The 24,638-nt window shown below is 66.1% G+C and carries 21 protein-coding genes; 10 read left to right on the top strand and 11 right to left on the bottom strand.

Annotation, left to right across the window (positions count from 1 at the left end):
* Positions 1-4 precede the first annotated feature (4 nt).
* Positions 5-1,342: an RsmB/NOP family class I SAM-dependent RNA methyltransferase gene (locus tag KAK88_RS02170; protein WP_242077690.1), complete on the bottom strand. Its 1,338-nt coding sequence runs from the start codon at positions 1,340-1,342 to the stop codon at positions 5-7.
* 47 nt (positions 1,343-1,389) lie between these two features.
* The gene (locus KAK88_RS02165; protein WP_066553394.1) at positions 1,390-3,366 is read right to left on the bottom strand and encodes a potassium transporter Kup; all 1,977 of its coding nucleotides are present in this window, start codon (positions 3,364-3,366) and stop codon (positions 1,390-1,392) included.
* A gap of 168 nt (positions 3,367-3,534) precedes the next feature.
* On the opposite strand from KAK88_RS02165, the gene KAK88_RS02160 reads away from it, so the two are divergent.
* Both KAK88_RS02160 and KAK88_RS02155 read left to right on the top strand, forming a co-directional pair.
* Entirely contained in the window at positions 3,535-4,005 is a 471-nt protein-coding gene (locus KAK88_RS02160) for an Rrf2 family transcriptional regulator (RefSeq protein WP_242077689.1), read from the top strand.
* A gap of 7 nt (positions 4,006-4,012) precedes the next feature.
* Positions 4,013-4,810, top strand: coding sequence for an SDR family NAD(P)-dependent oxidoreductase (locus KAK88_RS02155; RefSeq protein ID WP_242077688.1), 798 nt, complete (start codon positions 4,013-4,015; stop codon positions 4,808-4,810).
* On the opposite strand, the gene lpdA is transcribed toward KAK88_RS02155, so the two are convergent.
* The 5 genes from lpdA to KAK88_RS02130 all read right to left on the bottom strand — a co-directional run bounded on the left by lpdA (position 4,811) and on the right by KAK88_RS02130 (position 10,825).
* On the bottom strand, positions 4,811-6,208 hold the full coding sequence (gene lpdA / locus KAK88_RS02150; RefSeq protein ID WP_242077687.1) for a dihydrolipoyl dehydrogenase: 1,398 nt from the start codon (positions 6,206-6,208) through the stop codon (positions 4,811-4,813). It abuts the gene before it with no gap.
* The gene (locus KAK88_RS02145) at positions 6,205-6,726 is read right to left on the bottom strand and encodes a hypothetical protein (protein ID WP_242077686.1); all 522 of its coding nucleotides are present in this window, start codon (positions 6,724-6,726) and stop codon (positions 6,205-6,207) included. The genes lpdA and KAK88_RS02145 overlap by 4 nt, the downstream gene beginning before the upstream one ends.
* A 67-nt stretch (positions 6,727-6,793) precedes the next feature.
* Complete coding sequence (locus KAK88_RS02140) at positions 6,794-8,449, bottom strand: 2-oxo acid dehydrogenase subunit E2 (protein ID WP_242077685.1); 1,656 nt, start codon at positions 8,447-8,449, stop codon at positions 6,794-6,796.
* A gap of 1 nt (position 8,450) precedes the next feature.
* On the bottom strand, positions 8,451-9,575 hold the full coding sequence (locus KAK88_RS02135; RefSeq protein ID WP_242077684.1) for an alpha-ketoacid dehydrogenase subunit beta: 1,125 nt from the start codon (positions 9,573-9,575) through the stop codon (positions 8,451-8,453).
* Between the two features lie 2 nt (positions 9,576-9,577).
* The gene (locus KAK88_RS02130) at positions 9,578-10,825 is read right to left on the bottom strand and encodes a thiamine pyrophosphate-dependent enzyme (protein WP_242077683.1); all 1,248 of its coding nucleotides are present in this window, start codon (positions 10,823-10,825) and stop codon (positions 9,578-9,580) included.
* Between the two features lie 149 nt (positions 10,826-10,974).
* On the opposite strand from KAK88_RS02130, the gene KAK88_RS02125 reads away from it, so the two are divergent.
* From KAK88_RS02125 to KAK88_RS02100, 6 genes are all read left to right on the top strand, one after another.
* On the top strand, positions 10,975-11,463 hold the full coding sequence (locus KAK88_RS02125) for an Lrp/AsnC family transcriptional regulator (RefSeq protein WP_055754211.1): 489 nt from the start codon (positions 10,975-10,977) through the stop codon (positions 11,461-11,463).
* Positions 11,464-11,502: 39 nt separating this feature from the next.
* The gene (locus KAK88_RS02120) at positions 11,503-12,441 is read left to right on the top strand and encodes a pirin family protein (protein ID WP_242077682.1); all 939 of its coding nucleotides are present in this window, start codon (positions 11,503-11,505) and stop codon (positions 12,439-12,441) included.
* A 49-nt stretch (positions 12,442-12,490) separates the two neighbouring features.
* The gene (locus tag KAK88_RS02115) at positions 12,491-13,456 is read left to right on the top strand and encodes a WD40 repeat domain-containing protein (RefSeq protein WP_242077681.1); all 966 of its coding nucleotides are present in this window, start codon (positions 12,491-12,493) and stop codon (positions 13,454-13,456) included.
* Entirely contained in the window at positions 13,456-14,148 is a 693-nt protein-coding gene (gene mtgA, locus KAK88_RS02110; RefSeq protein WP_242077680.1) for a monofunctional biosynthetic peptidoglycan transglycosylase, read from the top strand. The genes KAK88_RS02115 and mtgA overlap by 1 nt, the downstream gene beginning before the upstream one ends.
* Before the next feature lie 64 nt (positions 14,149-14,212).
* Entirely contained in the window at positions 14,213-16,108 is a 1,896-nt protein-coding gene (locus KAK88_RS02105; RefSeq protein ID WP_242077679.1) for a M2 family metallopeptidase, read from the top strand.
* A gap of 96 nt (positions 16,109-16,204) precedes the next feature.
* Positions 16,205-18,154, top strand: a complete 1,950-nt coding sequence (locus KAK88_RS02100; protein ID WP_242077678.1) for a TadE/TadG family type IV pilus assembly protein — start codon at positions 16,205-16,207, stop codon at positions 18,152-18,154.
* Between the two features lie 4 nt (positions 18,155-18,158).
* Here KAK88_RS02100 and KAK88_RS02095 read toward each other — a convergent pair whose 3' ends face one another.
* Positions 18,159-19,070 (bottom strand): isopenicillin N synthase family dioxygenase, encoded by a 912-nt coding sequence (locus KAK88_RS02095; RefSeq protein ID WP_242078543.1) that lies wholly within the window; start codon positions 19,068-19,070, stop codon positions 18,159-18,161.
* 226 nt (positions 19,071-19,296) lie between these two features.
* On the opposite strand from KAK88_RS02095, the gene KAK88_RS02090 reads away from it, so the two are divergent.
* Positions 19,297-19,971, top strand: coding sequence for an OmpA family protein (locus KAK88_RS02090; protein ID WP_045811096.1), 675 nt, complete (start codon positions 19,297-19,299; stop codon positions 19,969-19,971).
* 190 nt (positions 19,972-20,161) lie between these two features.
* Here the strand turns inward: KAK88_RS02090 and KAK88_RS02085 are convergent, their stop codons facing one another.
* The 3 genes from KAK88_RS02085 to KAK88_RS02075 form a co-directional block, all read right to left on the bottom strand.
* Complete coding sequence (locus KAK88_RS02085; RefSeq protein WP_242078542.1) at positions 20,162-21,319, bottom strand: OmpA family protein; 1,158 nt, start codon at positions 21,317-21,319, stop codon at positions 20,162-20,164.
* Positions 21,320-21,558: 239 nt separating this feature from the next.
* Complete coding sequence (locus KAK88_RS02080; RefSeq protein WP_242077677.1) at positions 21,559-22,026, bottom strand: MaoC family dehydratase; 468 nt, start codon at positions 22,024-22,026, stop codon at positions 21,559-21,561.
* Positions 22,027-22,088: 62 nt separating this feature from the next.
* Positions 22,089-23,069 (bottom strand): threonine ammonia-lyase, encoded by a 981-nt coding sequence (locus KAK88_RS02075; RefSeq protein ID WP_242077676.1) that lies wholly within the window; start codon positions 23,067-23,069, stop codon positions 22,089-22,091.
* A 37-nt stretch (positions 23,070-23,106) separates the two neighbouring features.
* On the opposite strand from KAK88_RS02075, the gene glpK reads away from it, so the two are divergent.
* A complete protein-coding gene (gene glpK / locus KAK88_RS02070) occupies positions 23,107-24,636 on the top strand; it encodes a glycerol kinase GlpK (protein ID WP_242077675.1) in 1,530 nt (509 codons plus the stop codon).
* Positions 24,637-24,638: the final 2 nt, after the last annotated feature.

Genomic DNA, 24,638 nt, shown 5'->3' with positions numbered 1-24,638 from the left:
CCGCTCAGGACACTCGTTCCAGCCTGGCCGCGAAGAAGCCGTCCAGTCCGCCGTGTTCGGCCCACATGGAGGGCAGCATGCGCAGCCAGCCTTCGGGCGTCAGCGCCTCTGGCGGGGCGCCGACGGCGGCCGGATCAGCGGCGACGGTGCGGAAGGCAGGGTTGCGACGCAGGAAGGCGATGATCTGGGTCTCGCCCTCCTCGCGCTCCAGCGAGCAGGTGCAGTAGACCAGACGGCCGCCCGGCTTCACACGCTCGGCGGCGGCGTCGAGCAGGCGGTGCTGGACGTCGGCCAGCTTGGCGACCTCTGCCGGTTTGGTGGCGCGCAAGACCTCCGGATTGCGGCGGAAGGTGCCCGTCGCGGTGCAGGGCGCATCCAGCAGAACGGCGTCGAAGGTGCGGACGTCCTCCCAGTCCTCGGCCGGCACGGCGACGACCTCGGTGGTGAGGCCGGTCCGCTCAAGGTTTTGCGTCAGGCGTTTCAGACGCGGGGCCGAACGATCGAGCGCGACGACCGACGCGCCGGCGGCCGCCAGTTGCAGCGTCTTGCCTCCAGGCGCGGCGCACATGTCGAGCGCCGTCTCACCCGATTTCACGTCCAGCAGACGCCCCGGCACGGCGGCGGCTGCGTCCTGAACCCACCAGTCGCCGTCCTCGAAACCGGGCCAGCCTGCCACATCGCCGCGACGGCCGGTGCGAACCGTGCCCCCGGGCAAGGCTTCGCCCTCGACAGCGGCGGCGACCGCGGCGGGATCGACGCCTGGCTTCAGGCTGAGATCGGTCGCGGGTTCTTCGCGCGCGGCCAAGGCCAGACCCGCCAGGGCGGCCTCGCCATAGGTCGCCTTCCAGCGCGCCGCGATCCAGTCCGGCAGATTGCTTTCGGCCGTGGTCAGGCCGGGGCCTTCGCGTCCAACCCCGCGCAGCACGGCGTTGACCAGGTTCTTGTAAGGCCGGGTCTTTGGATCACGCTCGGCCAGTTTCACCGCCGTCGAGACGGCGGCGAAGGCGGGCGTTTCCAGCACCAGGGTCTGGGCCAGTGCGATGCGCATCAGGGTGCGCACGGCCTCGGGCGGCGACTTCTTCAGGCGGCGATCCAGGATCTGGTCGATCTCGCCCAGACGACGCAGGGCCGCCATGGCGACGGCGCGAGCGAAGGCGCGATCCATCGGCTCAAGCGCGCGGGCGGCGGGCTGAGACAGGGCTTCGTCCAATCCGTTGCGCTTCTCCAGCGCGGCGTTCAGCAGGATGCCGGCGACGACGCGGGCCTCCACGCCGATATCGTCCTGCGACGGCCCTTGAGCGGCTTCGGCCGGGGCCGGGCGCGGGCGGCCCTTGGTGGCCATGCGACGCCCGCGCGCCTGCGAGCTCTGCCCGCCCCGTCCCTCGGTGCTCATACCGCCACCTGCGCGCCAAGCTCGACCACGCGGCCGGGCGGGATGTGGAAGAAGTCGGTCGGATTGGCGGCGTTGCGCATCAGGAAGATAAACAGCTTGTCCTGCCACAGCGGCATACCCTGACGCGCCGACGGGATCAGCGAACGGCGACCCAGGAAGAAGCTGGTCGACATGATGTCGAACTTCAGCCCCTGTTTGCGGCACAGGCCCAGGGCGCGCGGCACGTTCGGCGTCTCCATGAAGCCGTAGGTGACCGTCACCTTCTTGAAGTCGTCGTTGATCGGCTCCATCCGCACCCGGTCGGCCTCCTTGACGCGCGGGCGCTCGGAGGTGCGCACGGTCAGGATGACGTTCTTCTCGTGCAGCACCTTGTTGTGCTTGAGATTATGCATCAGGGCGACCGGCGCGACGTCGGGATCCGAGGTCAGGAAGATGGCCATGCCCGGCGCACGGTGCGGCGGCCGGGCCTGAAGCATCTCGATCAGATCGTTCAGCGGCAGGCTGTCCTTGCGCGTCTTGGCCGTCAGGATCTGCGTCCCGCGCACCCAGGTCCACATCACCACGACCAGCAGGGCGCCCAGCACCAGCGGCATCCACGCCCCGTCCGGAATCTTCAGCAGGTTGGACGTCAGGAAGACGCTGTCGATGAAGGCGAACGGAATGAGGGTTCCGGCCACCGCCCACATCGGCCACTTCCAACCCTTGCGGATAACCGAATAGGCCATCAGCGTATTGACCAGCATGGTGCCGGTCACCGCCACGCCATAAGCGGCGGTCAGGTTATGCGAGCTCTGGAACACGACCAGCAGCACCAGCACCCCGACCATGAGGAAGGTGTTGACCGCCGGCACGAAGATCTGGCCGGCCTGGGTCTCGGAAGTGTTCTTGATGTCGATGCGCGGCAGAAGGCCCAGCTGCACCGCCTGCTGCGTCACCGAGAAGGCGCCGGTGATCACGGCCTGGGAGGCGATGACGGTCGCGGCGGTCGCCAGGATCAGCATCGGCCAATAGGCGAACTGCGGCACCATGTTCCAGAACGGGTTCTCGGACGCGGCCGGATTGTCGAGGATCAGGGCGCCCTGGCCCAGGTAGTTCAACGTCAGGCACGGCAGCACGAAGGCCAGCCAGCCCATTCGGATCGGCGCCTTTCCGAAATGGCCCATGTCGGCATAGAGGGCCTCGGCCCCCGTGACGGCCAAGAAGACGCTGCCCAGGATCACAAAGCCCAGGAAGCCGTCGTTGAGCAGAAGCATGACGCCATAGTGGGGCGAAAGGGCCCGCAGTACGCTGACGTCGTCGAAGATATGATACAGCCCCAGCGCGCCCAAGCTCAGGAACCAGACGGCGGTGATCGGGCCGAAATACTTGGCCAGGCTGGCCGTGCCGCGCGACTGGACCAGGAACAGGGCGATCAGGATGCCGGCCGAGATCGGCACGATGAAGGAATCCAGCCGCCCGGCCAGACCCGGAGCATCCTGCAAACCCTCGACAGCGGACAGGACCGAGATGGCGGGCGTGATAATGCCGTCGCCATAGAACAGGGCCGCGCCGCACACGCCGAGAATGAAGATCCAGGCGCTGCGCCGACCGACCGCGAACTGCGCCAGCGCCATCAGGGACAGGGTGCCGCCCTCGCCCTTGTTGTCGGCGCGCATCAGGAAGAAGACGTATTTGAACGTCACCACCACCATCAGCGCCCAGAAGGCCAGCGACACGACGCCGATTACGGCCAGATCGCCGCCGACGCCGGAGCGTGCATGGTCGATCGCCTCGCGCAGGGCGTAGAGCGGGCTGGTGCCGATGTCGCCAAACACCACGCCGATCGCGCCGATGGTCAGGGCCCAGAAGCCGCCGTGCTTGGCAGCCTGGCCGCCCGGGATGTGGGATTCCGGACCCGTGGCGTGGGTGGGCTTGTCCGGCGTGTTCGACGCGGGCGAGGGAGCGCTCGCGTCGTGGGGAGTGTCCCCGGCCATGCGTATCCTCCGGGTCTCCGACGCGGCGTCGGTCCCTTCAAAGCGGCGAGCCTTTAGGCTCATTCCACGCGGTCTTCAATCGCGCCGCAGCGGATTCGGTTTCGGCGTTCTGCGGCGCGATTTGTGATTCGGCCCCTGAACGCCTATTTTCGCATCAGGAACAAAACCATGTCAGACAGCCAACGCTTCCCCGTCGCCGCCCACGCCCTGGCGTATATGGCCCACAAGGGCGCATTCGGGCCTGCGCAGGCGATGCCCAGCGGCGTCCTGGCGTCCTCGATCCCGACCAATCCCGTCGTGGTGCGCCGCGTGACCGCCCTTTTGGCCAAGGCCGGTCTGATCGCCACCCGTCCGGGCGCGACCGGCGGCTCCTGGCTGTTGCGTCAGCCCGAGGACATCCGACTGGATCAGGTGCTGAAGGCGGTGAACGGCTGCGCCCACATCGGCTCGCCCCCCGCCGGCGCCAGGGGTTGCCCGATCAGCGAGCACATCCCGCGCCAGGTCGCCAAGGCCCTGACCGCCGCCGACGAGGCCGCGACCGAGGCTTTGTCCAAGATCACCATCGCCGACCTTCTGGCCGACAATCCGATCGCGCTGGCGGCCTTTGCGCCGCACAAGTCCTGCCCCGTCGCGGCCTGATTGCGCCGTGAACCGGACCGTTCTGATCACCGGCGCGTCTGCCGGCATCGGCGCGGCCCTGGCCCGGACCTATGCGGCCAAGGGCTGGAATGTGATCCTGACGGCGCGTCGCCAAGCCCCGCTGCAGGCTCTGGCTAACGAACTGACCACCGCCCACGGCGTGACCGCAACCGTCATCCCCGAAGACCTGTCGGACCCCGCGGCGCCCGAGCGGCTGGTCGCGACCATCGCGGCCCGCGGCCTGACCGTCGACGGCCTGGTCAACAATGCGGGATTCAGCCGTGTCATCGGCTTTCTGGATACCGACCTGAGCGCTCATCGCGCCATGATCCAGGTCATGCTGACCGCGCCGGTTGAGCTGTCGCGCCTGTTGCTGCCCGGCATGATCCAGCGCGGCTTCGGCCGAGTGCTTAACGTCGCCTCGCTGGCCGGCCAGATGCCCGCGACCGGGGGCGACACCCTGTATGGGCCGATCAAGAGCTTCCTGATCAAGGCGTCGCAGGGCCTGCATCTGGAGACGCAGGGGACCGGCGTGCACGTGACGGTGCTGAACCCGGGCTACACCCTGACCGAGTTCCACGACGTCAACGGCTCGCGCGAGCAGGTCTCTAGCGCCTATCCGGCCTGGATGTGGATGAACGCCGCGCGCGTGGCGCGCATCGGCTATGACGCCTGCGAGGCCAACCGTGCCAGCGTCACCCCCGGCGTCATGAACAACGTCATGGCCGGACTGGCCCGCTTCCTGCCCGATGGCCTGGCGCTCCGCATGGTGGCGAACCATGCGAAGCGGCTGGACCGGATCTGATTAGATGTGGATGGCGTGCCCGAGGGCGCGCAGGCTGGCCTCGTGGAAGGCTTCGCCCAGCGTCGGGTGGACGTGAATCGTCCCGGCGACATCTTCCAGCACGGCGCCCATCTCCAGCATCTGGGCGAAGCTGTTGGACAGTTCCGACACATGCTGGCCCACCGCCTGGATACCCAGGATGCGATGATCGCCCTTGTTCGCGATCACCCGCACGAAGCCGCCATCCTCACCCGCCTCGATGGCCAGCGCCCGGCCGATCGCGGCGAAGGGGAAGACCGACTGGATCACATCATCGCGGCCCGCGACCTCGTTCGGGCCCAAACCGGCCGAGACGATTTCCGGCTCGGTGAAACAGACCGCGGCGATGGTGACGGGGTCGAAGATGCGGTCATGGCCGGCAATGATTTCGGCGACCACTTCGCCCTGGGCCGAACCCTTGTGGGCCAGCATGGGTTCGCCGGTCAGGTCGCCGACCGCCCAGACGTTCTTCATCGAGGTGGCGCAGCGCTGGTCGATCTTCACGAACGGACCGGCCATGGCCACGCCCATGTTTTCCAGACCCCAGCCTTGCGTACGCGGACGCCGACCGACCGTGACCAGCACCTTGTCGGCGTCCAGTTGCAGCGGCTCGCCGTCCTTCGTCGTGATGGACAGCTTGCCGTCACCGAAGCCCCCGGCGCGCGCGCCCAGATGCAGTTCGACCCCGTGCTTCTCCAGCCATTTGGCGACCGGATCGGTCAGGGCCTTGTCGTAGAGCGGCAGGATGCGCTCGGCCATCTCGACGATGGCCACCTCGGCGCCCAGCTTGCGATAGGCGATGCCCAGTTCCAGGCCGATATAGCCGCCGCCCACGACGACCAGCTTCTTGGGGACGTCCGACAGGCTCAGCGCCTCGGTCGAGGAAATGACGTCGCCGCCGAACGGCAGGAAGGGCAGTTCGACCGGCTCGGACCCCGTCGCCAGGATGACGTGTTCGGCGGTGATGCGGATGTCGCCTTCGTCGGTTTTCACCACGCAGGTCTTGGCGTCGGCGAAATCGGCCCAGCCCTTAATGACCTTGACCTTGGCCTTCTTCAGTAGGGCCGCGACCCCCGCGTTCAGCTTACGGACGATGCCGTCCTTCCACGCGACCGTCTGCGCCAGGTCGATGGCCGGCGCCGCCGCCGTGATGCCCAGCGTCCCGCCGCCGGCCGCCTTGGCCACCGTCTCGAACTTGCCCGCCGCATGGATGATGGCCTTGGACGGAATACAGCCGACGTTCAGGCAGGTGCCGCCCAGCCCATCGCCGCCGTCCACCAACACGGTGTCGAGGCCCAACTGGCCGCAGCGAATGCCCGCGACATAGCCGCCGGTGCCCGCGCCAATGATGAGGACTTTGGTTTTCAGGGTCTGGGTCAACGATAGGCCTCAAGGCGGGTGCTGAACTGCGGAGGAACTTGCTGGGGCTCGAAAACGCGGACCGCACCGGATCCGGATTCCATGGCCAAAACGATGTCGCCGGGTTTGACGCGCTGAAAATCGACGCAAATCATGCCTTGATAGCCGCCCAGCGGACGGGCGGTTTCCGCAGCGGTCAGGGTGTATGTCTCTTGCGGAGCGCCTTGAAGCGTTTCCAGTCTGGCGATGGTCGCCTCGGACTGAATAACCTCGATGGTCGGCGTCCGCCTGGGTTCAGCCAAACGCTCCACCGTCGTCACGCGCCCGATGAACAGCGCCGGCCCATCGGACCGTAGCCGAGACGACCATGCCGGCGGCGGCTCGGGTATGCAGGCGTTCGCGGACGAGGCGACGACGCCAACGGCTGCTAGCAGGCTGGCGCCGAAGGTCAGCGCTTTGACTTTGAATTGCCGCATCACATTACCCTTCCAATCCCGATGATCCTCTCTCGGCGAGGAAAGAGGATCATCAAGAGCCATGGCGCCGATTTCGAGGTGATAGCCATCGGCGCGGGCAGACCTCGCTTTCCCGCTTAGAAAATGGGCATCACCCCATCCACAGTGTCGCCGGGTTCTCCAGCAGCCCCTTGATCCGCTGCACGAACACCGCCGCGTCGTGACCGTCGACGATACGGTGATCGAAACTAGACGACAGGTTCATCATCTTGCGCACGATCATCTGGCCGTCCTTGACCACGACCCGTTCGGCGATCTTGTTCGGACCGACGATGGCGACCTCGGGGTGGTTGATGATCGGGGTGTGGACCACCCCGCCCAGCGTGCCCAGCGAGGTGATGGTGATGGTCGAACCCGACAGTTCCTCACGCTTGGCCGAACCGTCTTTGGCGGCGCCCGACACACGCGCGATTTCCAGAGCCGTATCGTAGGGGTCGCGCGCCTCGGCATGGCGGACCACCGGCACCATCAGGCCATTCGGGGTCTGGGCGGCGATGCCCAGATGGACCGGGGCGTGTTGGGTCAGGACGCCGGCTTCGTCGTCATAGGTGGCGTTGATCTGGGGCTGGTCGCGCAGGGCGACGACGATGGCGCGGGCGATGAAGGGCAAGACGTTCAGCTTGGGCTGATCCTTGGACTTCGTCGCGTTCAGGTGGGCGCGCAACTCCTCCACCGCCGTCATGTCGATTTCCTCGACATAGGTGATGTGGGGAATGCGGCGCACGCTCTCGGCCATCTTCTCCGCAATCTTGCGGCGCAGGCCGATGATCTTGACCTCGGTCGCCCCTTGCGCCTTCGCATAGGTCGAGCCGCCGCCGGACGGCGCCGACGCAGGTTGCGAACCGCCGCGCGCGATGAAGCCGTCCAGATCCTCGTGCGTGATCCGACCCGCCGGGCCGGACCCGGGCACGAAGGTCAGATCGACGCCCAGGTCCCGCGCGCGATTGCGCACGGCCGGCGAGGCCGACGGACGTTCGCCGGGCGCGCGGCCCGTCAGGGCGGGCACAGGCTTGGACGGCGCAGTCGCTGAAGCCGCCCTTTGAGCCGTCGAAACCGCAGCGGAAGCCGCCGTCGCATTCTCCGCCGGTTTGGGGGCAGGTTTGGGCGCCGCGACGGGCGTCGAGACATTGCCCCGACCCTCGACATCGAACGCGACCAGCGGTCCGCCGACCGGCACGGACTTGCCCGTCTCGCCGTACAGGGCGACGACCGTTCCGGCGACCGGCGAGGTGATTTCGACCGTGGCCTTGTCGGTCATGATGTCGGCGATGATCTGGTCTTCCTCGACCGCATCCCCGACCTTGACGTGCCAGCCGACCAACTCGGCCTCGGCTGTGCCTTCACCGACGTCAGGCAGTTTGAAGACATAGTTGCCGGATGTCGGCGTCGAGACAGCGGGGGCTGCCGGCGTCTCGACCTTCGGCGCCTCGGCGACCACGGGCGCGGGGTCCGGCTTGGCGACGGCAGGGGCGGCAGGCGTCGGAGCGTCATCGGCATTGCCCGCCCCCTCGACCTCGAACTCCACCAGAGGACCGCGCACCGGCACCATGGCGCCGGGTTCGCCGTGCAGAGCGACGACCTTGCCGCTGACCGGGGCGGTGATCTCGACCGTGGCCTTGTCGGTCATGACGTCGGCGACGATCTGGTCCTCGGCGACGACATCGCCGACCTTGACGTGCCATCCGACCAATTCGGCCTCGGCGGTGCCTTCGCCCACGTCGGGCAGTTTGAAGACGAAAAGACCCATTTTATCGACCTCCCGTCATGACGCTCTTCAAGGCGTCTGCGACCCTTTGCGGCCCGGGGAAATATTCCCATTCGAAAGCGTGCGGATAGGGCGTGTCCCAACCGGTGACGCGCGCGATCGGCGCTTCCAGCGAATAGAAGCAGCGCTCCTGCACCAGGGCCGATAGTTCGCCGCCGAAGCCCGAGGTCTTGGGCGCCTCATGCACGATGACGCAGCGGCCGGTCTTCTTCACCGAGGCCTCGATGGCTTCGATGTCCAGCGGCACGAGCGAGCGCAGGTCGATGACCTCGGCGTCCACGCCCGCGTGTTCCGCGCCGGCCAGGGCGACCCAAACCATGGTGCCATAGGCCAGGATGGTGACGTCGTTTCCTTCGCGCATTACTCGCGCCTTGCCGATCGGCTCGACATATTTGCCGGTCGGGACCTGGGCCAGATCCTGAGCCTTCCACGGCGAGACCGGCTTCTCGTGCCAGCCGTCGAATGGGCCGTTGTAGAGGCGTTTCGGCTCGAAGAAGACGACCGGATCGTCATCCTCGATGGCGGCGGTCAGCAGGCCCTTGGCGTCATAGGGGTTGGACGGAATGACGACCTTCAGACCCGCGATATGGGTGAACAGGCTTTCAGGGGACTGGCTGTGGGTCTGACCGCCGAAGATGCCGCCGCCATAGGGGCTGCGCACAGTGATCGGCGAGGTGAACTGGCCGCCCGAGCGGTAGCGCATCTTGGCCGCTTCTGAGACGATCTGATCGTAAGCCGGATAGATATAGTCGGCGAACTGAATCTCGACGACCGGACGCAGGCCATAGGCGCCCATTCCGATGGCGGCGGCGACGATGCCGCATTCCGAGATCGGGGCGTCGAAACTGCGGGTCAGGCCGTGCTTCTGCTGCAGCTTGTCGGTGACGCGGAAGACGCCGCCGAAATAGCCGGCGTCCTCGCCGAACGACAGGACGTTGGCGTCTTCGGCCATCTTGACGTCGATGGCCGAGTTCAGCGCCTGGATCATGTTCATGGGGACTATGCCGGCACCCGTCGCTTCCGAGGCGGGGGCGGCGTTCTGGTCGACCATGTCGGGCTCGACGCCGTCGTTGCGATCGGCGTCGGTGAAGGTGGTTTGCTCGCTCATGGTCAGACCCCCACCTCGCGGCGCTGTTCGATCAGGCGCCAGTCTTCGGTCGCATAGACCTCTTCGAACATCGTCTTCACGCTGGGGCGCGACTGGCCCAGCGTGCCGATGGCTTCGGATTCCTTGCCGGCAGCGCGGACCTGCTCGACGGCGTCCTTCAGCGTGGCGGCGTGACGCTCGTCGTCCCATTCGCCGATGACGGTCAGATGCTGGCGCAGACGTTCGATCGGATCGCCCAGCGGCCATTTCTCGTGCTCGTCGCCGGGGCGATAGCGGCTGGGGTCGTCGGAGGTCGAGTGCGGGGCGCCGCGATAGGTAAACAGCTCGATCACCGTCGCCCCCTGGTTCGACCGCGCCCGTTCCTCGGCCCACTGGGTCGCCGCCCAGACCGCCAGGAAGTCGTTGCCGTCCACCCGCAGGGCCGGCAGGCCATAGCCGATGGCCTTGGAGGCGAAGGTGGTCTCAAGCCCGCCGGCGATGCCCTGGAAGGAGCTGATAGCCCACTGGTTGTTCACGACGTTCAGGATGACCGGGGCGCGATAGACGCTGGCGAAGGTCAGGGCGTTGTGGAAGTCGCCTTCGGCAGTGGCCCCGTCGCCGATCCAGCTGATGGCGATCTTGTCGTCGCCCTTGTAGGCGCTGGCCATGGCCCAGCCGACGGCCTGCGGCACCTGCGTGCCCAGATTGCCGCTGATGGTGAAGAAGCCGTAGTCCTTGGCCGAATACATGATCGGCAACTGGCGGCCTTTGATCGGATCTTCGGCGTTCGAATAGATCTGGTTCATCATCGCGACCAGCGGATAGCCGCGCGCGATCAAAAGCCCCTGCTGGCGATAGGTGGGGAAACCCATATCCTCGCGGCTCAGGATCATGCCCTGGGCGACCGCGATGGCCTCCTCGCCGGTGCACTTCATATAGAAGCTGGTTTTGCCCTGGCGGTGGGCGCGGTGCATCCGGTCATCGAAGGCGCGCGTCAGGATCATGGCCTTCAGACCCCGGCGCATCGTCTCGGGATCCAGGCGCGGGTTCCACGGACCGACCGCGGCGCCCTCATCGTCCAGCACCCGAATCAGGCGGAAGGCGAGATCGCGCATCTGATAGGGGGTCGATCCGACCTCGGGCCGTTCGACGACACCGGCAGGATCCATCTGCAGATGGCTGAAGTCCGGCGTATCGCCGGGACGGCCCGACGGCTCCGGCACGCGCAAGGACAGGGGCTGGCTGTTCTTTTTGTTCATTTTGTCGTTCATGCGGGCGTCCATATCCGTTCTGGGGTCCGTCCGTGTTTCCTCTGGACGTGTGATAACACGCCGCTTAAGCAGGTGCTCGCTCAATTTGACCTTGCGCAATCCCGATATCGGGTATTTTATTTCGCGATAATCATAATCGGAGAAACGCATTGGCCGACGAACTCGACCCCATCGACGCCCGCATCCTGGATATCCTGCAACAAGACGCCGGGCTGTCGGTCGCAGAGGTCGCCGATCGCGTCGGGCTGTCGGCCTCGCCCTGCTGGCGGCGGATCAAGCGGCTGGAAGACTCCGGCCTGATCACCAAGCGCGTCACTCTGCTGAACGCTCAGCTGCTGGGCCTGGACTTCGAGGTCTACGCCATCGTCAAACTGATGCTGCCCTCGGCGGACAATCTCAATGTCTTCGAGGCCGCCGTGGCCAAGTGGCCCGAGGTCGTCCAGTGCGCCACCATCACGGGGCGCGAGGACTATGTGCTGCGCATCATCACCTCGGACATGCACGCCTTCGACCTGTTCCTGCGCGAGAAGCTGCTGGCCTTGGGCATCGTCTCGGACTGCGAAAGCCACATCGTCACGCGCGGCGTGAAGAATGTGACCGCCCTGCCTCTTGGCATCATCACGCCTCACGTCGGATAACGTCGCTCAGGCGGCGCGGGCCGCTTTGGGAGCCGACACATGATCGAACTGGTGATCGAGGCACGCCGCAAGGACTTGGGCGGGTTCGAGGTCGGGCGCGTCCTGCCCTTCCATTCGCGGCGGATGGTCGGGCCCTTCATCTTCCTGGACCAGATGGGACCGGCCGAGTTCGCGCCGGGCGCCACGGCCATCGACGTGCGACCGCATCCGCACATCGGCCTGTCGACCCTGACCTATCTGTTCGAGGGCGAGATCATGCACCACGACAATCTCGGCTACGATCAGGCGATCCGGCCGGGTGAGGTCAACTGGATGACCGCCGGCAAGGGCATCGTCCATTCAGAGCGCACCGATCCGCTGAAGAAGAGCAAGGGCGGGCCGATGCACGGCATGCAGGCCTGGGTCGCCCTGCCCGATGAGGCCGAGGAGATGGACCCGGCCTTCCATCACCTGGGCGAGGACGCCCAGCCGGCTTACGAGAATGGCGGCCTGTTCGCGCGTCTGGTCGCGGGCGAGGCGTACGGCGCCAAGGCGGCCGTGCCGGTGTCGTCTCCGCTGTTCTATATCCATTGGGAGCTTCAGCCCGGCGTGCGCACCGCCCCGCCGTCAGGCAAGAGGGCCGGGGGCATGAGCGAGCGTGCCCTTTACGTGGCCAAGGGCTCCATCGAGGTCGGCGACCGCACCTTCCATGAGGGTCAGATGATCGTGCTGGAGCCGACGGCCGAGCCGACGGTCAAGGCCCTGACCCAGTCGACCGTCATGGTCCTGGGCGGCGAGCCGGTGGGTGAACGGCTGATCTGGTGGAACTTCGTCGCCTCCAGCCAGGCCCGCATCGATCAGGCCAAGGCCGATTGGAAGGCGGGTCGGATGACGCTGCCAAACGCCGACGATCTGGAATTCATCCCCCTGCCCGACGAACCCCCAAAGGCCCAAGCCGAGCCGGCGCCAGTGACGCCCAAGCCGACCGATCCGGTCTAGCGGGCAGGCAGAAGGTGACGCGACGAGGTCGGATCGCTACATGCGGCCTATGAACTTCGATTTCGACGCCCAGGTCACCGCCGCCCTGTTCGACAACACCGGCGCCGTCTTCGCCCTTGGAGACGGCTCGGTCCGGTTCGAGGACCGAACGCGGGTGGAGGCGCACGACGGCGCCGTGCTGTGCGCCTGCGTTCATCCGTCCGGCGACGGGATCGTCACGGGCGGCGATGACGGCAAGGTCGTCTGGACCCGTCGCGACGAAGACCCGGTCGTTCTGGCCACGGCCAAGAACCAGTGGATCGACGCCATCGACGCCTCGCCGGCCTCGGGCCTGATCGCCTTTTCCTTCGGCCGCACCCTGTCGGTGATCGACCCCAAGGAGGTCGGCTTCCGGCGCGACTTCCAGCACGAGCGCACCGTTTCCGGCGTCGCCTTCGAGCCCAAGGGCCGGCGCATCGCCACCTCGACCTATGGCGGGGCGGCGCTGTGGTATGCGCGGATCGAGAAACAGCAGCCCATGAAACTGGCCTGGGCCGGGTCGCACACCGGCGTCGCCTTTTCGCCCGACGGCGCCTTCGTCGTCACGACCATGCAGGACAATCAGATGCACGGCTGGCGCATCAAGGACGCCAAGAATCTGCGCATGGGCGGCTATCCAGGAAAGGTCCGGTCGATGGCCTTCCTGGCCAACGGGCAGCTTATGGCGACCTCGGGCGCGCAGGGCGCGGTCCTGTGGCCCTTCATCGGATCGAACGGGCCGATGGGGCGCGAGGCGACCGAGATCGGCTATGACGACACGACCCTGGTCAATCTGGTCTCGGCCCGCGCCGATCAGGGCCTGCTAGCCGCCGGCCTGACCGACGGTCGGGTCTGGGTGGCGCATCCGGCCGCCCAGGGTCTGAACTTCGTCAAGGCTGAGAAGGGTCCGGCCATCGTCGCCCTGTCGCTCAGCCCCGCCGTCGACAAGGTGGCGTGGGCCGACGAAGACGGCGCCGCCGGAGTTTTGATCCTCTGATGGCGAAGGGCCGCAAAAGCTGGCGTCGCGTGGTGCTGACCGCGCTTCTGATCCTGGCCCTGATCCCGGTCGCGGGCGTGCTGATCGTCGCCATCGTCCCGCCGCCGCCCACCATACTGATGCTGCGCCAACTCGCGAGGGGCGACGGCATGGACTATCAGTGGCGCGGTCTGAACCAGATTTCTCCCAACCTGGTGAACGCCGCCATCGCCGCCGAGGACGCCCGGTTCTGCAGCCACCACGGCTTCGACATGGAGGCGATCCAGAAGGCCCTGGACCACAACGCCGAAGGCGGGCGCCTGCGTGGCGGCTCGACCATCAGCCAGCAGACGGCCAAGAATGTCTTCCTCTGGCCTGGCCGCGACTGGATCCGGAAGGGTCTGGAGGCGGGCTACACCGTCCTGATCGAGGCCGTGTGGTCCAAGCGCCGGATTATGGAAGTCTATCTGAACGTGGTGGAATGGGCGCCCGGCGTCTATGGCGCCCAGGCCGCGTCGCGACACTGGTTCGGCAAGGACGCCCGCGACCTGAGCCCGCGTGAGGCGGCGCGTCTGGCCGCCATCCTGCCGGCCCCGCGCCGTTACGAAGCCGCCGCGCCCGGCCCCTATGTGCGTCGGCGCGCCGCGCGCGTTCAGGCAGCCATGGGCACGGTGCGCAATGAAGGTCTGAACACCTGCGTCGTCGGTCGCTGAACCGTCACGCTTGACGGGCGACCGGGCCTGACCTCTCCTGCCCGCGCTGTTCAGGAGATCCATCATGAAGCGTCAGATGATGACCGCCGTCGCGGTCTGCGCCCTCGCCTTCGCCGCCGGCTGCGCCAGCACCCGCGAACCCGCCGCCGGCGCGCCAGGCGTCGAACAGACGGCGTCGACGACGCCCGCGCCCGCCGTCAGCGGCATGCGCGCCGACTATCCCATCACCGCCGAGGGCGCGACCGCCTTCATCGCCGACGCCGAAACCAAATGGGCCGAGGTCAGCGAATATGTCGCCCGCATCCAGTGGGCGCGCGCCACCAACATCACCTTCGACACCATGTGGCTGGAGTCCAAGGCCAACGCCGAGGCGACCGAGCTTCAGGTCCAGCTGGCCAATCAAGCGGCCAAGTTCAACGACGTCCAGGTTGATCCGGTCGTGCGGCGCAAGCTGAACCTGCTGCGGCTCAGCCTGGTCCTGCCGGCGCCCAATCGTCCCGGCGCGGCCGAGGAATTGGCCCAGATCACGACGCGGCTGGATTCGACCTATTCGACCGGCAAGTTCGATTTCAAGGGCAAGCCGATCACCCTGGACGAAGCCTCGCTGATCCTGGCCGACAGCCGCGATCCCGCCGAGACCAAGGCGCTTTATGAAGGCTGGCGCACCATCTCGCCGGTCATGCGCGACGACTACGCCCGCATGGTCGAGATCGCCAATGAGGGCTCGCGTGAGTTGGGCTTCGCCGACACCGGCGCCCTGTGGCGGTCAGGCTACGACATGCCCGCCGACGATTTCGCCGCCGAGACCGACCGGCTGTGGGCCCAGGTGAAGCCCTTCTACGAGAACCTGCACTGCTATGTGCGCGCCAGGCTGAACGCCAAATACGGCGACGCGGTCCAGCCCGACCACGGCCCGATCCGCGCCGATCTGTTGGGCAATATGTGGTCCCAACAGTGGGGCAACATCTATGATGTGGTTGCCCCGCCCAGCGGCGGCGCCTCAAGCTACGACCTCACCGGGCTGCTGAAGGCCGCCGACTACGACGCGACCAAGATGGTCAAGACGGGCGAGGGCTTCTACGTCTCGCTGGGCCTCGACCCGCTGCCTCAGACCTTCTGGGAACGCAGCCAGATCACCCGCCCGCGCGACCGCGAAGTCGTCTGTCACGCCTCGGCCTGGGACCTGGACAACGCCGACGACATCCGCATCAAGATGTGCACCAACGTCAACGGCGACGACTTCTACACCGTCCACCACGAGCTGGGTCACAACTACTATCAGCGCGCCTACAAGAACCAGCCCATGCTGTTCCGCAATGGCGCCAACGACGGCTTCCATGAGGCCATCGGCGACTTCGTCGGCCTGTCGGCCCTGACCCCCACCTATCTGAACCAGATCGGTCTGTTGAAGACCACGCCGGGCGCGGAGGAAGATATTCCCTTCCTGCTCAAGATGGCCTTGGACAAGATCGCGTTCCTGCCGTTCGGCCTGATGGTCGACCGCTGGCGCTGGGACGTCTTCTCAGGCGAGACGGCGCCGGCCGCCTACAATACCGCCTGGACCGCCGACATGCTGCAGTACCAAGGCCTGGTTCCGCCGGGTCCGCGTCCGGCCAACGCCTTCGATCCGGGCGCCAAATACCATGTGCCCGGCAACACGCCTTACACGCGCTACTTCCTGGCGGCCATCTATCAGTTCCAGTTCCAGCGCGCCGCCTGCAAACAGGCGGGTTGGACCGGGCCGCTGCATCGCTGCTCCGTCTATGGCAACAAGGAGGTTGGCGCCCGCTTCAACGCCATGCTGCAGATGGGCCAGTCGCGGCCTTGGCAGGAGGCGATGAAGGCCTTCACCGGTGACGACGGCAATGACGCCTCGGCCATCGCCGACTATTTCGCCCCGCTGAACGTCTGGCTCCAGGAACAGAACCGCGGTCACCAATGCGGATGGAGCGCCGCCTGATCACGCGGCGGCGTTAACCGTCCCCTTCACAATTCCCTTAACCGCCCGATGGCAAACTGGACGCTAATCGGGCGGTCCGCGTCCATTGGGATGGGCATGGTGAAGGTTTCCAATCGGATCGGCAGGGCGGTGAAGGCTCTGCGCATGTTCACGTCGCGCCTCTCGTCGGACCGCGGCGGCAATGTCGTAATGATCTTCGCCCTGGTGATGCCGGCGCTGATCATGCTGACCCTGGGCGGCATCGACATCAACCGCGTGACGACGGCGAAGGCCCGCGTTCAGGACGCGCTGGACGCCGCCGCCCTGGCCGCGGCGCGGTCGTCCTATACTGATCCGAAAGACCTGAAGAACGTCGCCCTGGTGGCGCTGAGAGCCAATCTGCGCAACGCCTCGGTGGAGCCGTTCGCCGACGACGCCGTCAAGATCGAGCTGACGAAAGAGCAGATCGTCATCGCCGACATCCAGGTTCAGGTGAAGACCCTGATCGCCAATGTGGTCCTGCCGCCCTATGGCAAGATTCTGGACGACACCCTGCCCGTGAGCGTCCACTCCGAGGTGAATCGATCGTCCAAGGACATCGAGGTCTCGCTGGTGCTCGACATCACCGGCTCGATGGCCAGCAACAACCGGATCGGCGATTTGAAGAACGCCGCAAACCAGTTGATCAAACTGGTCGTTCAGCCAGCCGCGAAACAGACGCCTTACTATTCCCGCATGGCCATTGTGCCCTATTCGATCGGCGTGAACCTGGGTTCTCGCGCCGACGCCGCACGCGGCGCCTCGATCGGATCGACCAGCATCACCGGAGCCGCATGGGCGGCGGCGGCGGCCAAGTCGATCTCTGGCATTACGCGCGCTTCGCCCGGCGTCGTGACCGCCAACGGACACGGGCTATCGACCGACGACTACGTCTGGATCAGCGGCGTCAGCGGCATGACCCAGATCAACAACCGCGCCTACAAGGTCGTGCGGATCGACGCCAATCGGGTGTCTCTGCAATATCAATCCGGCGCGAACTGGTATGCGCTGAACACCACCAGCGGCAACGGATACAGCAGCTACACCTCGGGCGGTCAGATCCGCAAATGCATGCGCTCCGACTGCTTCGTCACCATCTCCTCCACGAATCACGGCTTGTCGAAAGGCGACACGCTTCAGATCGCTGACGTTAAGGGTATGACGGCGCTTAACACGACGAATGATGAAGGCCTTTACGAAGTCCTAGAGAAGATCTCGAACGACGCCTTTGTCATCCCTGTCGGCGGCGCCGCGTTCGCTGATTATTCTGGTGGCGGCTCCGTGCAGTGTGGGCGCGATGGATGCGCCACGCGCGTCTTCCGCGACGCTCAGTACAATCGCTTGACCGCCTTTAGTAACACCAGCTGCGTCAGCGAGCGTACGGGGTCACAGGCCTACACCGATGCGGCTCCGAGCACGGCCAGGGTGGGTCGCAACTATGCCGCTCCGCAACGCTCAACGCCCGTGAGATCGGCGGGTAACCCTTGCCCGACAGCGACGATCCAGCCGCTGACTTCCAACATCGATACATTGACGGGGCTCGTGAACGGTTTGACCGTTACAGGATCAACGTCCGGGCAGATTGGCTTGGCTTGGGGTTGGTACACCGTATCTAACCAGTTCAACGGGCTTTGGTCGTCCAATCCCGCCGCTGCCTATGCGCCGACCAAGGTGTTGAAGGCCGTCATTCTGATGACGGACGGTGAGTTCAACACCCCCTATTGCGGCGGCGTCATCGCCCGCGATGCGGCCTCAGGGTCCGGCAACCTCTTTGACAAGATTGCCTGTGACGCGACGAACGGCGACCCGTTCGATCAGGCCGCAAAACTGTGCACCGGCATGAAGGCCAAGGGCGTGATCGTCTATACCGTGGGCTTCTCGATCACACCGGGCAGCGACGCGGCCAACATCCTCAGCACCTGCGCTACCGACAAGGACAAGGCCTTCCTGCCGCAGTCGGGCGCGGACCTGTCCAACGACTTCCAGGCCATCGGACGCGACATCACCCGACTACGGATTTCCCGCTGACGGCCTAGAGCAGGCGGATTTCGCGCAGGCGTTCGGTCAGATAATCCTCGGCCAGGATGGTCTTGCCCGCATAGCGATCGGGATTGTCCGGCGTGATGGCGCTGGGCAGGGTCTCGATCGGGAAGTCCGGGTTGAAGTGCAGGAAAAAGGGCGTCGAATAGCGGGCGAAGCCGCGACGCTCGGGCGCCGGATTGACCACGCGGTGGGTGGTCGATGGCAGAACGTGGTTGGTCAGTCGTTGCAGCATGTCGCCGATATTGACGACCAAGGCGCCGGGCGGCGGCGCGATGTCGAGCCAGCTGCCGTCCTTGTCCTTTAGCTGAAGACCGGCCTCTTCGGCGCCGAGCAGCAGGGTGATGACATTAATGTCTTCGTGCGCCCCGGCGCGCACGCCAGGCGCATCGGCCGGAACCGGCGGATAGTGCAGCATGCGCAGGACGCTGTTGCCCATCTCCACCTTGTCCGCGAAGAAGTCGTCGCCCAGCTTCAGATAACGGGCGATGGCGCGCAGGATCTTGGCGCCCAACGCATCCAGATCCTCGAACATGCCATACAGATGCTCGCGGAAGCCCTCGACCTCGGTCGGCCAGAGGTTGTCGCGCATATAGCGGCGATAAGGATGGCCTTCGGGCAGTTCCCGGCCGACGTGCCAGAATTCCTTCAGATCGACCGTTTTGGCGTCCTTGGCCGCCTCGACCCCGAACGGGGTCAAGCCGCGCGCGCCGCCGGTACCGGGCTGGTGATACTGACGCTTCACCTCTTCCGGCAGGGCGAAGAAGGCCTTGGCGTCGTCGATGGCTGCGGTGATGCGCGCCTCATCCAGACCATGGTCGGCGACGACAGCGAAGCCATAGCGGGAGAAGGACGCGCCCAATGCGTCGCTGAACTCTTGAAAATCGGCGTCGTACTGCGTCATCGAAACCGGCTGAATGGCGCGGTCGGTCGTATGGTCCGTCTGGGTCACGCTCACGGCGTCGTCCTCGATTTGGGGGTGTGCGGCGGTTCCCATACGCCTAATCGGCGGCCTTGTCAGGGTCATGGTGCGTGCGGACGTGGAAGGCATTCATGCCTCGTACAGATTGGAACCTTCACAGTAAGCGCACGTTTCCGCGCCAGATCGCTCAAAAGAAAGGGACTATTCCATGCGCGCCAAGTTCATCGTCGCCAGTGTTTCCATCGCCGCCCTGCTGGGGGCAGCCGCCTGCACCACCACCGACCCCTATCGTTCGGGTCCGGTTCGCAACAACACCGGGACCGGCGCCATCGCGGGTGCGTTGGGCGGCGCGGTTCTCGGCTATCTGACCAACACCTCGAACGGCGAACAGGGCCGCAAGAACGCCCTGATCGGCGCCGGCATCGGCGCGCTGGGCGGCGCGGCGGTCGGTCAATATATGGATCGTCAGCAACGCGCGATGGAAGCCGAACTGTCCGGTTCCGGCGTGGGCGTGGCGCGTCAGGGCGACCTGCTTGTGCTGCGCATGCCGTCGGACGTGACCTTCGCTACGAACCAGTCGTCCATCGATCCGCGCTTCCTGCCGGTGCTGGACGATGTCGCCCGCGTTCTGCAGCAGTACGACCAGTCGACGGTGGACGTGATCGGCCATACCGACTCTTCAGGCGGCGACGCGATCAACCAGCCCCTGTCGGAGCGCCGCGCCAGCAGCGTCGCCTCTGAACTGGTTCGCCGCGGCGTTCTGGCCCAACGCCTCTACGTCGCCGGTAATAGCTCGCGTAACCCGGTGGCCTCGAACGCCACCGCCGAAGGCAAGGCGCAGAACCGCCGGGTCGAGATCCTGATCCGTCCGTTCACCGGCTGATCGGCGTCAAAAATCAGAATGCTTGAGGGCGGCGTCGCGAGGCGTCGCCCTTTTCTCTGCGTAGACGCGTCACGCAGTAGTGAGACGGCGCAAAGAAAAACGCCGCTTCCTGTCGGAAGCGGCGTTCTGTCTTTCGACAACTTCGAAGGTTGAAGCCGATCCGGACGAACCAGATCGGCTCCTGAAAGTCTTAGAAGTTGATATCGATGGTCGCGCGACGGTTGAGCGGTTCGCGCACACCGTCGGCGGTCGGCTTGGCCAGGTTGGTCTCGCCCTTGCCGTCGAGGGCGATGACGCCGCCGTTGACTCCCGAGGCGACCAGCGCGTCCGCGACGGTGCGCGAACGACGGTTGGACAGACCCAGGTTATAGGCGGCCGAACCCGAGGTGTCGGTGTAGCCGACGATCAGGACGCGCGTCGGACGACCCGACTTGGCGTAGTTGGCGGCCTGCGTCACCACCGAGCGGGCTTCTGCGGTCAGGTCCGAGCGATCCCAGTCGAAGTAGACGACGAACTGGCGAGGCATCGGGGTCTGAGCGACCGGCGGAGGCGGCGGCGGGGGCGGAGGAGGCGGCGGGGGCGGGGGCGGGGGAGGCGGCGGCGGCGGGGGAGCATCTTCCGCACCGAAGCTGTAGCGCAGACCCAGGGTCACGGTGTGCGACTGATCGTAGTCGCCGTCCCATTCGCCGAACTGCGTGGCGCCCACGCCCGTACCGGCCGTCGTCGAGGCGAAGTTGGCGTCGCCCGTCAGGTAGCGGTAGGTCAGGTCGATGTTGGCGCGGTCGCCGATGGCCCAGGCCAGACCGGCGATCGCCTGAGCGGCGAACTTGGTCGAGGTGTCGTCGGCGGCGAAGGTGGCCAGACGGTTGGCGCGCAGGGCGCCGATCGTGTTGGTGTCGACGCGGTTCACACCGGCGCCGAGGCCGACGAACGGACGAACGCCCCAGTATTCGAAGCCGAAGTCATAGATGACGTTGGCCATCAGGGTGGCGGATTCGATGTCGCCTTCGGGCGAGAAGCAGCCGCCCGTCGCCGGGGTCAGGTTGCAAAGGCCTTGCGTGCCCGAGACAGCGCGCACGGTGCCGATGTCGCCCGAGCGGTAGCCGCCTTCCAGTTCAACGCGCCAGTTCGGGTTGAAGCGGTAGCCAAGGCGAGCGAACGCCGCCCAACCGTCGTTCACTTCCCAGTTCCAGTTGGCGCCGGTCGTGGACGATTCAGCGTTGATATCGTCGATCATGTGGTAGCCGGCGTCGATGGCGCCGTACCAGCCATTGGGTTCCGCCGACGCAGCACCAGCCGACAGGGCCAGGGCGGCCGCTGCGCTGGAGGCCAGCACGAAAGTCTTCATACGCATAGGGGGGTATCCCTCCGCCTCTGTTATAGTAGGGGGCGGGTCTACCGCCTACGCGGGTCTTACCAGCCTTGCCGTATAAGGTCGAGGCGGAAACGTGACGGTATCGATCAGCAAAGGCGAGACCGTGGCCTTGATGATACAGATGAATTTGGCGTCAAGGCACAGAATAGTTAACGTCCAGCCTTCGGCGCGTCACAATCCAAGACGGCTCGACACTATAACCTATGCGAGCGTCACGGCTCGATTTTTGGATCGACCATCTGCATCCCGAGCCACTCGGCAATCAGCGCCGGCTTGTCGGCCCCGTCGATCTCGACCGTCAGTTCGTGCTTCAGCAACCAGCGTCCGCCGCCCTTGTCTTCTGCTGATAAGAGCTTGAAGCGACCGCGAATGCGTGACCCTGCCGCCACCGGCGCAAGGAACCGCAGCTTGTCGAAGCCGTAGTTCACGCCCATCACGACGCCCTCCAGCGGGGCCACGGCGTCATAGCTCATGGCCGAAGCCAGGCTCAGGGTCAGGAAGCCATGCGCGATTGTTCCGCCGAACGGCGTGGCCCTGGCGGCTTCCGGATCGACATGGATGAACTGATGATCTTCGGTGCAATCGGCGAAGGCGTCGATCCGGGCCTGAGTGACATCGAACCATTTCGACACCCCGACCTCCTGGCCGATCAGTCCCGGTAGCTCACTCGTCTTGGTCATCGTGCGTTTCCTCTGTGCCTGTGAGGCGAGGTTGGCCGACCCGCGCGATCAAGTGAAGCCCTTCAGCCGCCGAAGCGCCCCTCGATGATCTCGGCGTGCAGCGTCGGATCGACGTTGCCGCCAGACAGCACAATGGCCGTCGTCCGTCCTGTCGTCCCGATCTTTCCGGCAAGCAGGGCCGCGAGCGAGACGGCGCCGCCGGGTTCGAGGACGATCTTGAGATGGCGGAACGCGAACCGCATCGCTTCCGCGACCTCGCCGTCCGAGACGGTGATCGCCCCCGCCAGCCGTCGATTGATCGGCCAGGTCAGCACGCCCGGCATCGGCGACATCAGAGCGTCGCAGATCGACGGCGCGCCTTGCGGATGACCGACCCGCTCCCCGGCCGCCAGCGATCGCGCGGTGTCGTCGAAGGCTTCGGGCTCAACCACGAACACCTGCGTCGCGGGACTGCGTTCGGCCATGACCAGATTGATCCCGGCCATCAACCCGCCTCCGGACGCCCCGCACAGCAGCTGGTCGAACGGCGCATCCGCCTGATCCAGCATTTCCAACGCCGTCGTCCCCTGGCCCTCGATGATAAAAGGATCATCGAACGGAGGAACCAGGATCGAGCCGCGCTCGGCGGCGATGGCCGCGCCGATCGCCTCGCGGCTTTCGCTCCAGCGGTCGTAGAAGCGCACCTCGCCGCCGAAGCCGATCACCCCCTCGACCTTCACCCTGGGCGAATCCGACGGCATGACGATGATCGCCGGCGTCCCGACCATAGCGGCGGCGGCGGCGACGCCCTGCGCATGGTTTCCGGATGAGAAGGCGACGACGCCGCGCGCCTTCTCATCATCGGTCAGTCGGCTGATGCGGTTGTAGGCGCCGCGAAATTTGAAGGCTCCGGCGCGCTGCAGGCTTTCCGCCTTCATGAGAACCCGCCCGTCGACCACCGCGTTCAGAGCAGGGCTTTCGAGCAGGGGCGTGCGGACGGCAATCCCCTCGATCTGACGGGCGGCGTCGAGGACGCCTTCATAGCTGGGCAGGTGCGTCGTCATATGCTCCCCTTACCCAAGACGCAGCCGGGAGAGAACCATGAGCCTGATCCTCGCCATCGACCAGGGCACGACCTCGACCCGCGCCATCGCCTTCGAGGTCGCGCCTCAAGCAGCGCGAAGCGCGGCAGGCGAAGAAAAAGGAGACCTGAGGCCCGTCGCGGTCAGCCAGATCGAGCTGGCTCAGCATTTCCCAAAATCCGGCTGGGTCGAACATGATGCCGCCGAAATCTGGACCGCGACGCTCCAGACCTGTCGAGAGGTGGTGCGCAAGGCCGGCGGCGTCGCACGCTTCAACGCTATCGGCATCACCAATCAGCGCGAGACGGCCGTGATCTGGGACGCCGCGACAGGCGAACCTTTGCACCGCGCTATCGTCTGGCAGGATCGCCGCACCGCCGACGTCACCGCCCGCCTGACCGCCCTAGGCCACGAGCCTAGGGTCCAGTCCACGACCGGCCTTATTCTCGATCCCTATTTCTCGGCGACCAAGTTCGCCTGGCTCTTGGATGCTCTGCCCGGATCGCGCGAGCGGGCGGCGAAGGGCGAGGTCAAGCTGGGTACGATCGACGCCTGGCTGATCTGGAAACTGACCGGCGGCCGTGTCCACGCCACCGATGCGACCAATGCTTCACGCACGTCTTTGATGGATCTGAAGACGGTCGAATGGCGTGACGATTTGTGCGCCTTGTTCGACATCCCCCGCGAAGCCCTGCCTGACATCGTCCCTTGCGCGGGTGTAATCGGCGAGAGCGATCCAGCGCTGTTCGGCCAGCCTCTGCCCATCGCCGGATCGGCGGGGGACCAGCAGGCGGCCCTTGTCGGGCATGGGGCGCTCAAGGCCGGGGACGCCAAGATCACCTACGGCACTGGCGCCTTTCTGGTCGCCAATGTGGGCGCGGAGCCGGTGGCCTCGACCCGGCGGCTGCTGGGCACGCTGGGATACCGGGCCGACGGCCAGACCGCCTATGCGCTGGAGGGGTCGATCTTCTCGGCCGGGTCGGCGATTCAATGGCTAAGGGACGGGGTCGGGCTGATCTCGGAGTCGCGTCAGTCGGAGGCGATGGCGCAGACCCTCAGGGACAACGGCGGGGTCTATATGGTTCCGGGCTTCACGGGTCTGGGCGCACCCTGGTGGGAGCCGGAAGCGAGAGGGACCATCGTCGGGCTGACACGGGACTCCGGTCCGGCCCATTTCGTGCGCGCCGCCTTGGAGGCCCTGGCCTATCAGACGCGCGACCTGCTCGACGCCCTGGGCGCCGACGGCGCCCCGCCTCTTAAGACGCTTAAGGTGGACGGCGGCGTCACCGCCAACAGTTTCGCCATGCAGTTCGTCGCCGACATCTGCGACGTGGAGGTGGAGCGTCCGGCCTTCCAGGAAATGACGGCCCTGGGCGCCGCGCGCCTGGCGGCCCTGGGCGTCGGACTGCTGCCCGATCTGGAGGCGCGACCCGCTGAAGCGCCCGCCTGCTGGAAACCGCGCATGAAGGCGGACGAGCGCGAGCGTCTGCTTTCCGGCTGGCGTCGGGCCGTGAAGGCCGCCATCATCGCCGCGCCGGACCGGGCGTGAGA

It is taken from the genome of Brevundimonas diminuta (genome assembly GCF_022654015.1).
In the GTDB taxonomy this organism is placed as follows: domain Bacteria; phylum Pseudomonadota; class Alphaproteobacteria; order Caulobacterales; family Caulobacteraceae; genus Brevundimonas; species Brevundimonas diminuta_C.
This window is presented reverse-complemented; position numbering and strand designations above follow the sequence as displayed.

Excerpts from the sequence above, each read along its gene's own strand:
- KAK88_RS02085 (WP_242078542.1), bottom strand. The coding sequence starts at position 21,319 with ATGAAGACTTTCGTGCTGGCCTCCAGCGCAGCGGCCGCCCTGGCCCTG.
- KAK88_RS02165 (WP_066553394.1), bottom strand. The coding sequence starts at position 3,366 with ATGGCCGGGGACACTCCCCACGACGCGAGCGCTCCCTCGCCCGCGTCG.
- KAK88_RS02090 (WP_045811096.1), top strand. The coding sequence starts at position 19,297 with ATGCGCGCCAAGTTCATCGTCGCCAGTGTTTCCATCGCCGCCCTGCTG.
- KAK88_RS02130 (WP_242077683.1), bottom strand. The coding sequence starts at position 10,825 with ATGAACGACAAAATGAACAAAAAGAACAGCCAGCCCCTGTCCTTGCGC.
- KAK88_RS02170 (WP_242077690.1), bottom strand. The coding sequence starts at position 1,342 with ATGGCCACCAAGGGCCGCCCGCGCCCGGCCCCGGCCGAAGCCGCTCAA.
- KAK88_RS02115 (WP_242077681.1), top strand. The coding sequence starts at position 12,491 with ATGAACTTCGATTTCGACGCCCAGGTCACCGCCGCCCTGTTCGACAAC.
- KAK88_RS02140 (WP_242077685.1), bottom strand. The coding sequence starts at position 8,449 with ATGGGTCTTTTCGTCTTCAAACTGCCCGACGTGGGCGAAGGCACCGCC.
- KAK88_RS02160 (WP_242077689.1), top strand. The coding sequence starts at position 3,535 with ATGTCAGACAGCCAACGCTTCCCCGTCGCCGCCCACGCCCTGGCGTAT.
- KAK88_RS02120 (WP_242077682.1), top strand. The coding sequence starts at position 11,503 with ATGATCGAACTGGTGATCGAGGCACGCCGCAAGGACTTGGGCGGGTTC.
- KAK88_RS02135 (WP_242077684.1), bottom strand. The coding sequence starts at position 9,575 with ATGAGCGAGCAAACCACCTTCACCGACGCCGATCGCAACGACGGCGTC.
- glpK (WP_242077675.1), top strand. The coding sequence starts at position 23,107 with ATGAGCCTGATCCTCGCCATCGACCAGGGCACGACCTCGACCCGCGCC.
- KAK88_RS02100 (WP_242077678.1), top strand. The coding sequence starts at position 16,205 with ATGGTGAAGGTTTCCAATCGGATCGGCAGGGCGGTGAAGGCTCTGCGC.
- KAK88_RS02105 (WP_242077679.1), top strand. The coding sequence starts at position 14,213 with ATGAAGCGTCAGATGATGACCGCCGTCGCGGTCTGCGCCCTCGCCTTC.
- KAK88_RS02080 (WP_242077677.1), bottom strand. The coding sequence starts at position 22,026 with ATGACCAAGACGAGTGAGCTACCGGGACTGATCGGCCAGGAGGTCGGG.
- KAK88_RS02145 (WP_242077686.1), bottom strand. The coding sequence starts at position 6,726 with ATGGCTCTTGATGATCCTCTTTCCTCGCCGAGAGAGGATCATCGGGAT.
- KAK88_RS02075 (WP_242077676.1), bottom strand. The coding sequence starts at position 23,069 with ATGACGACGCACCTGCCCAGCTATGAAGGCGTCCTCGACGCCGCCCGT.
- KAK88_RS02095 (WP_242078543.1), bottom strand. The coding sequence starts at position 19,070 with ATGACGCAGTACGACGCCGATTTTCAAGAGTTCAGCGACGCATTGGGC.
- mtgA (WP_242077680.1), top strand. The coding sequence starts at position 13,456 with ATGGCGAAGGGCCGCAAAAGCTGGCGTCGCGTGGTGCTGACCGCGCTT.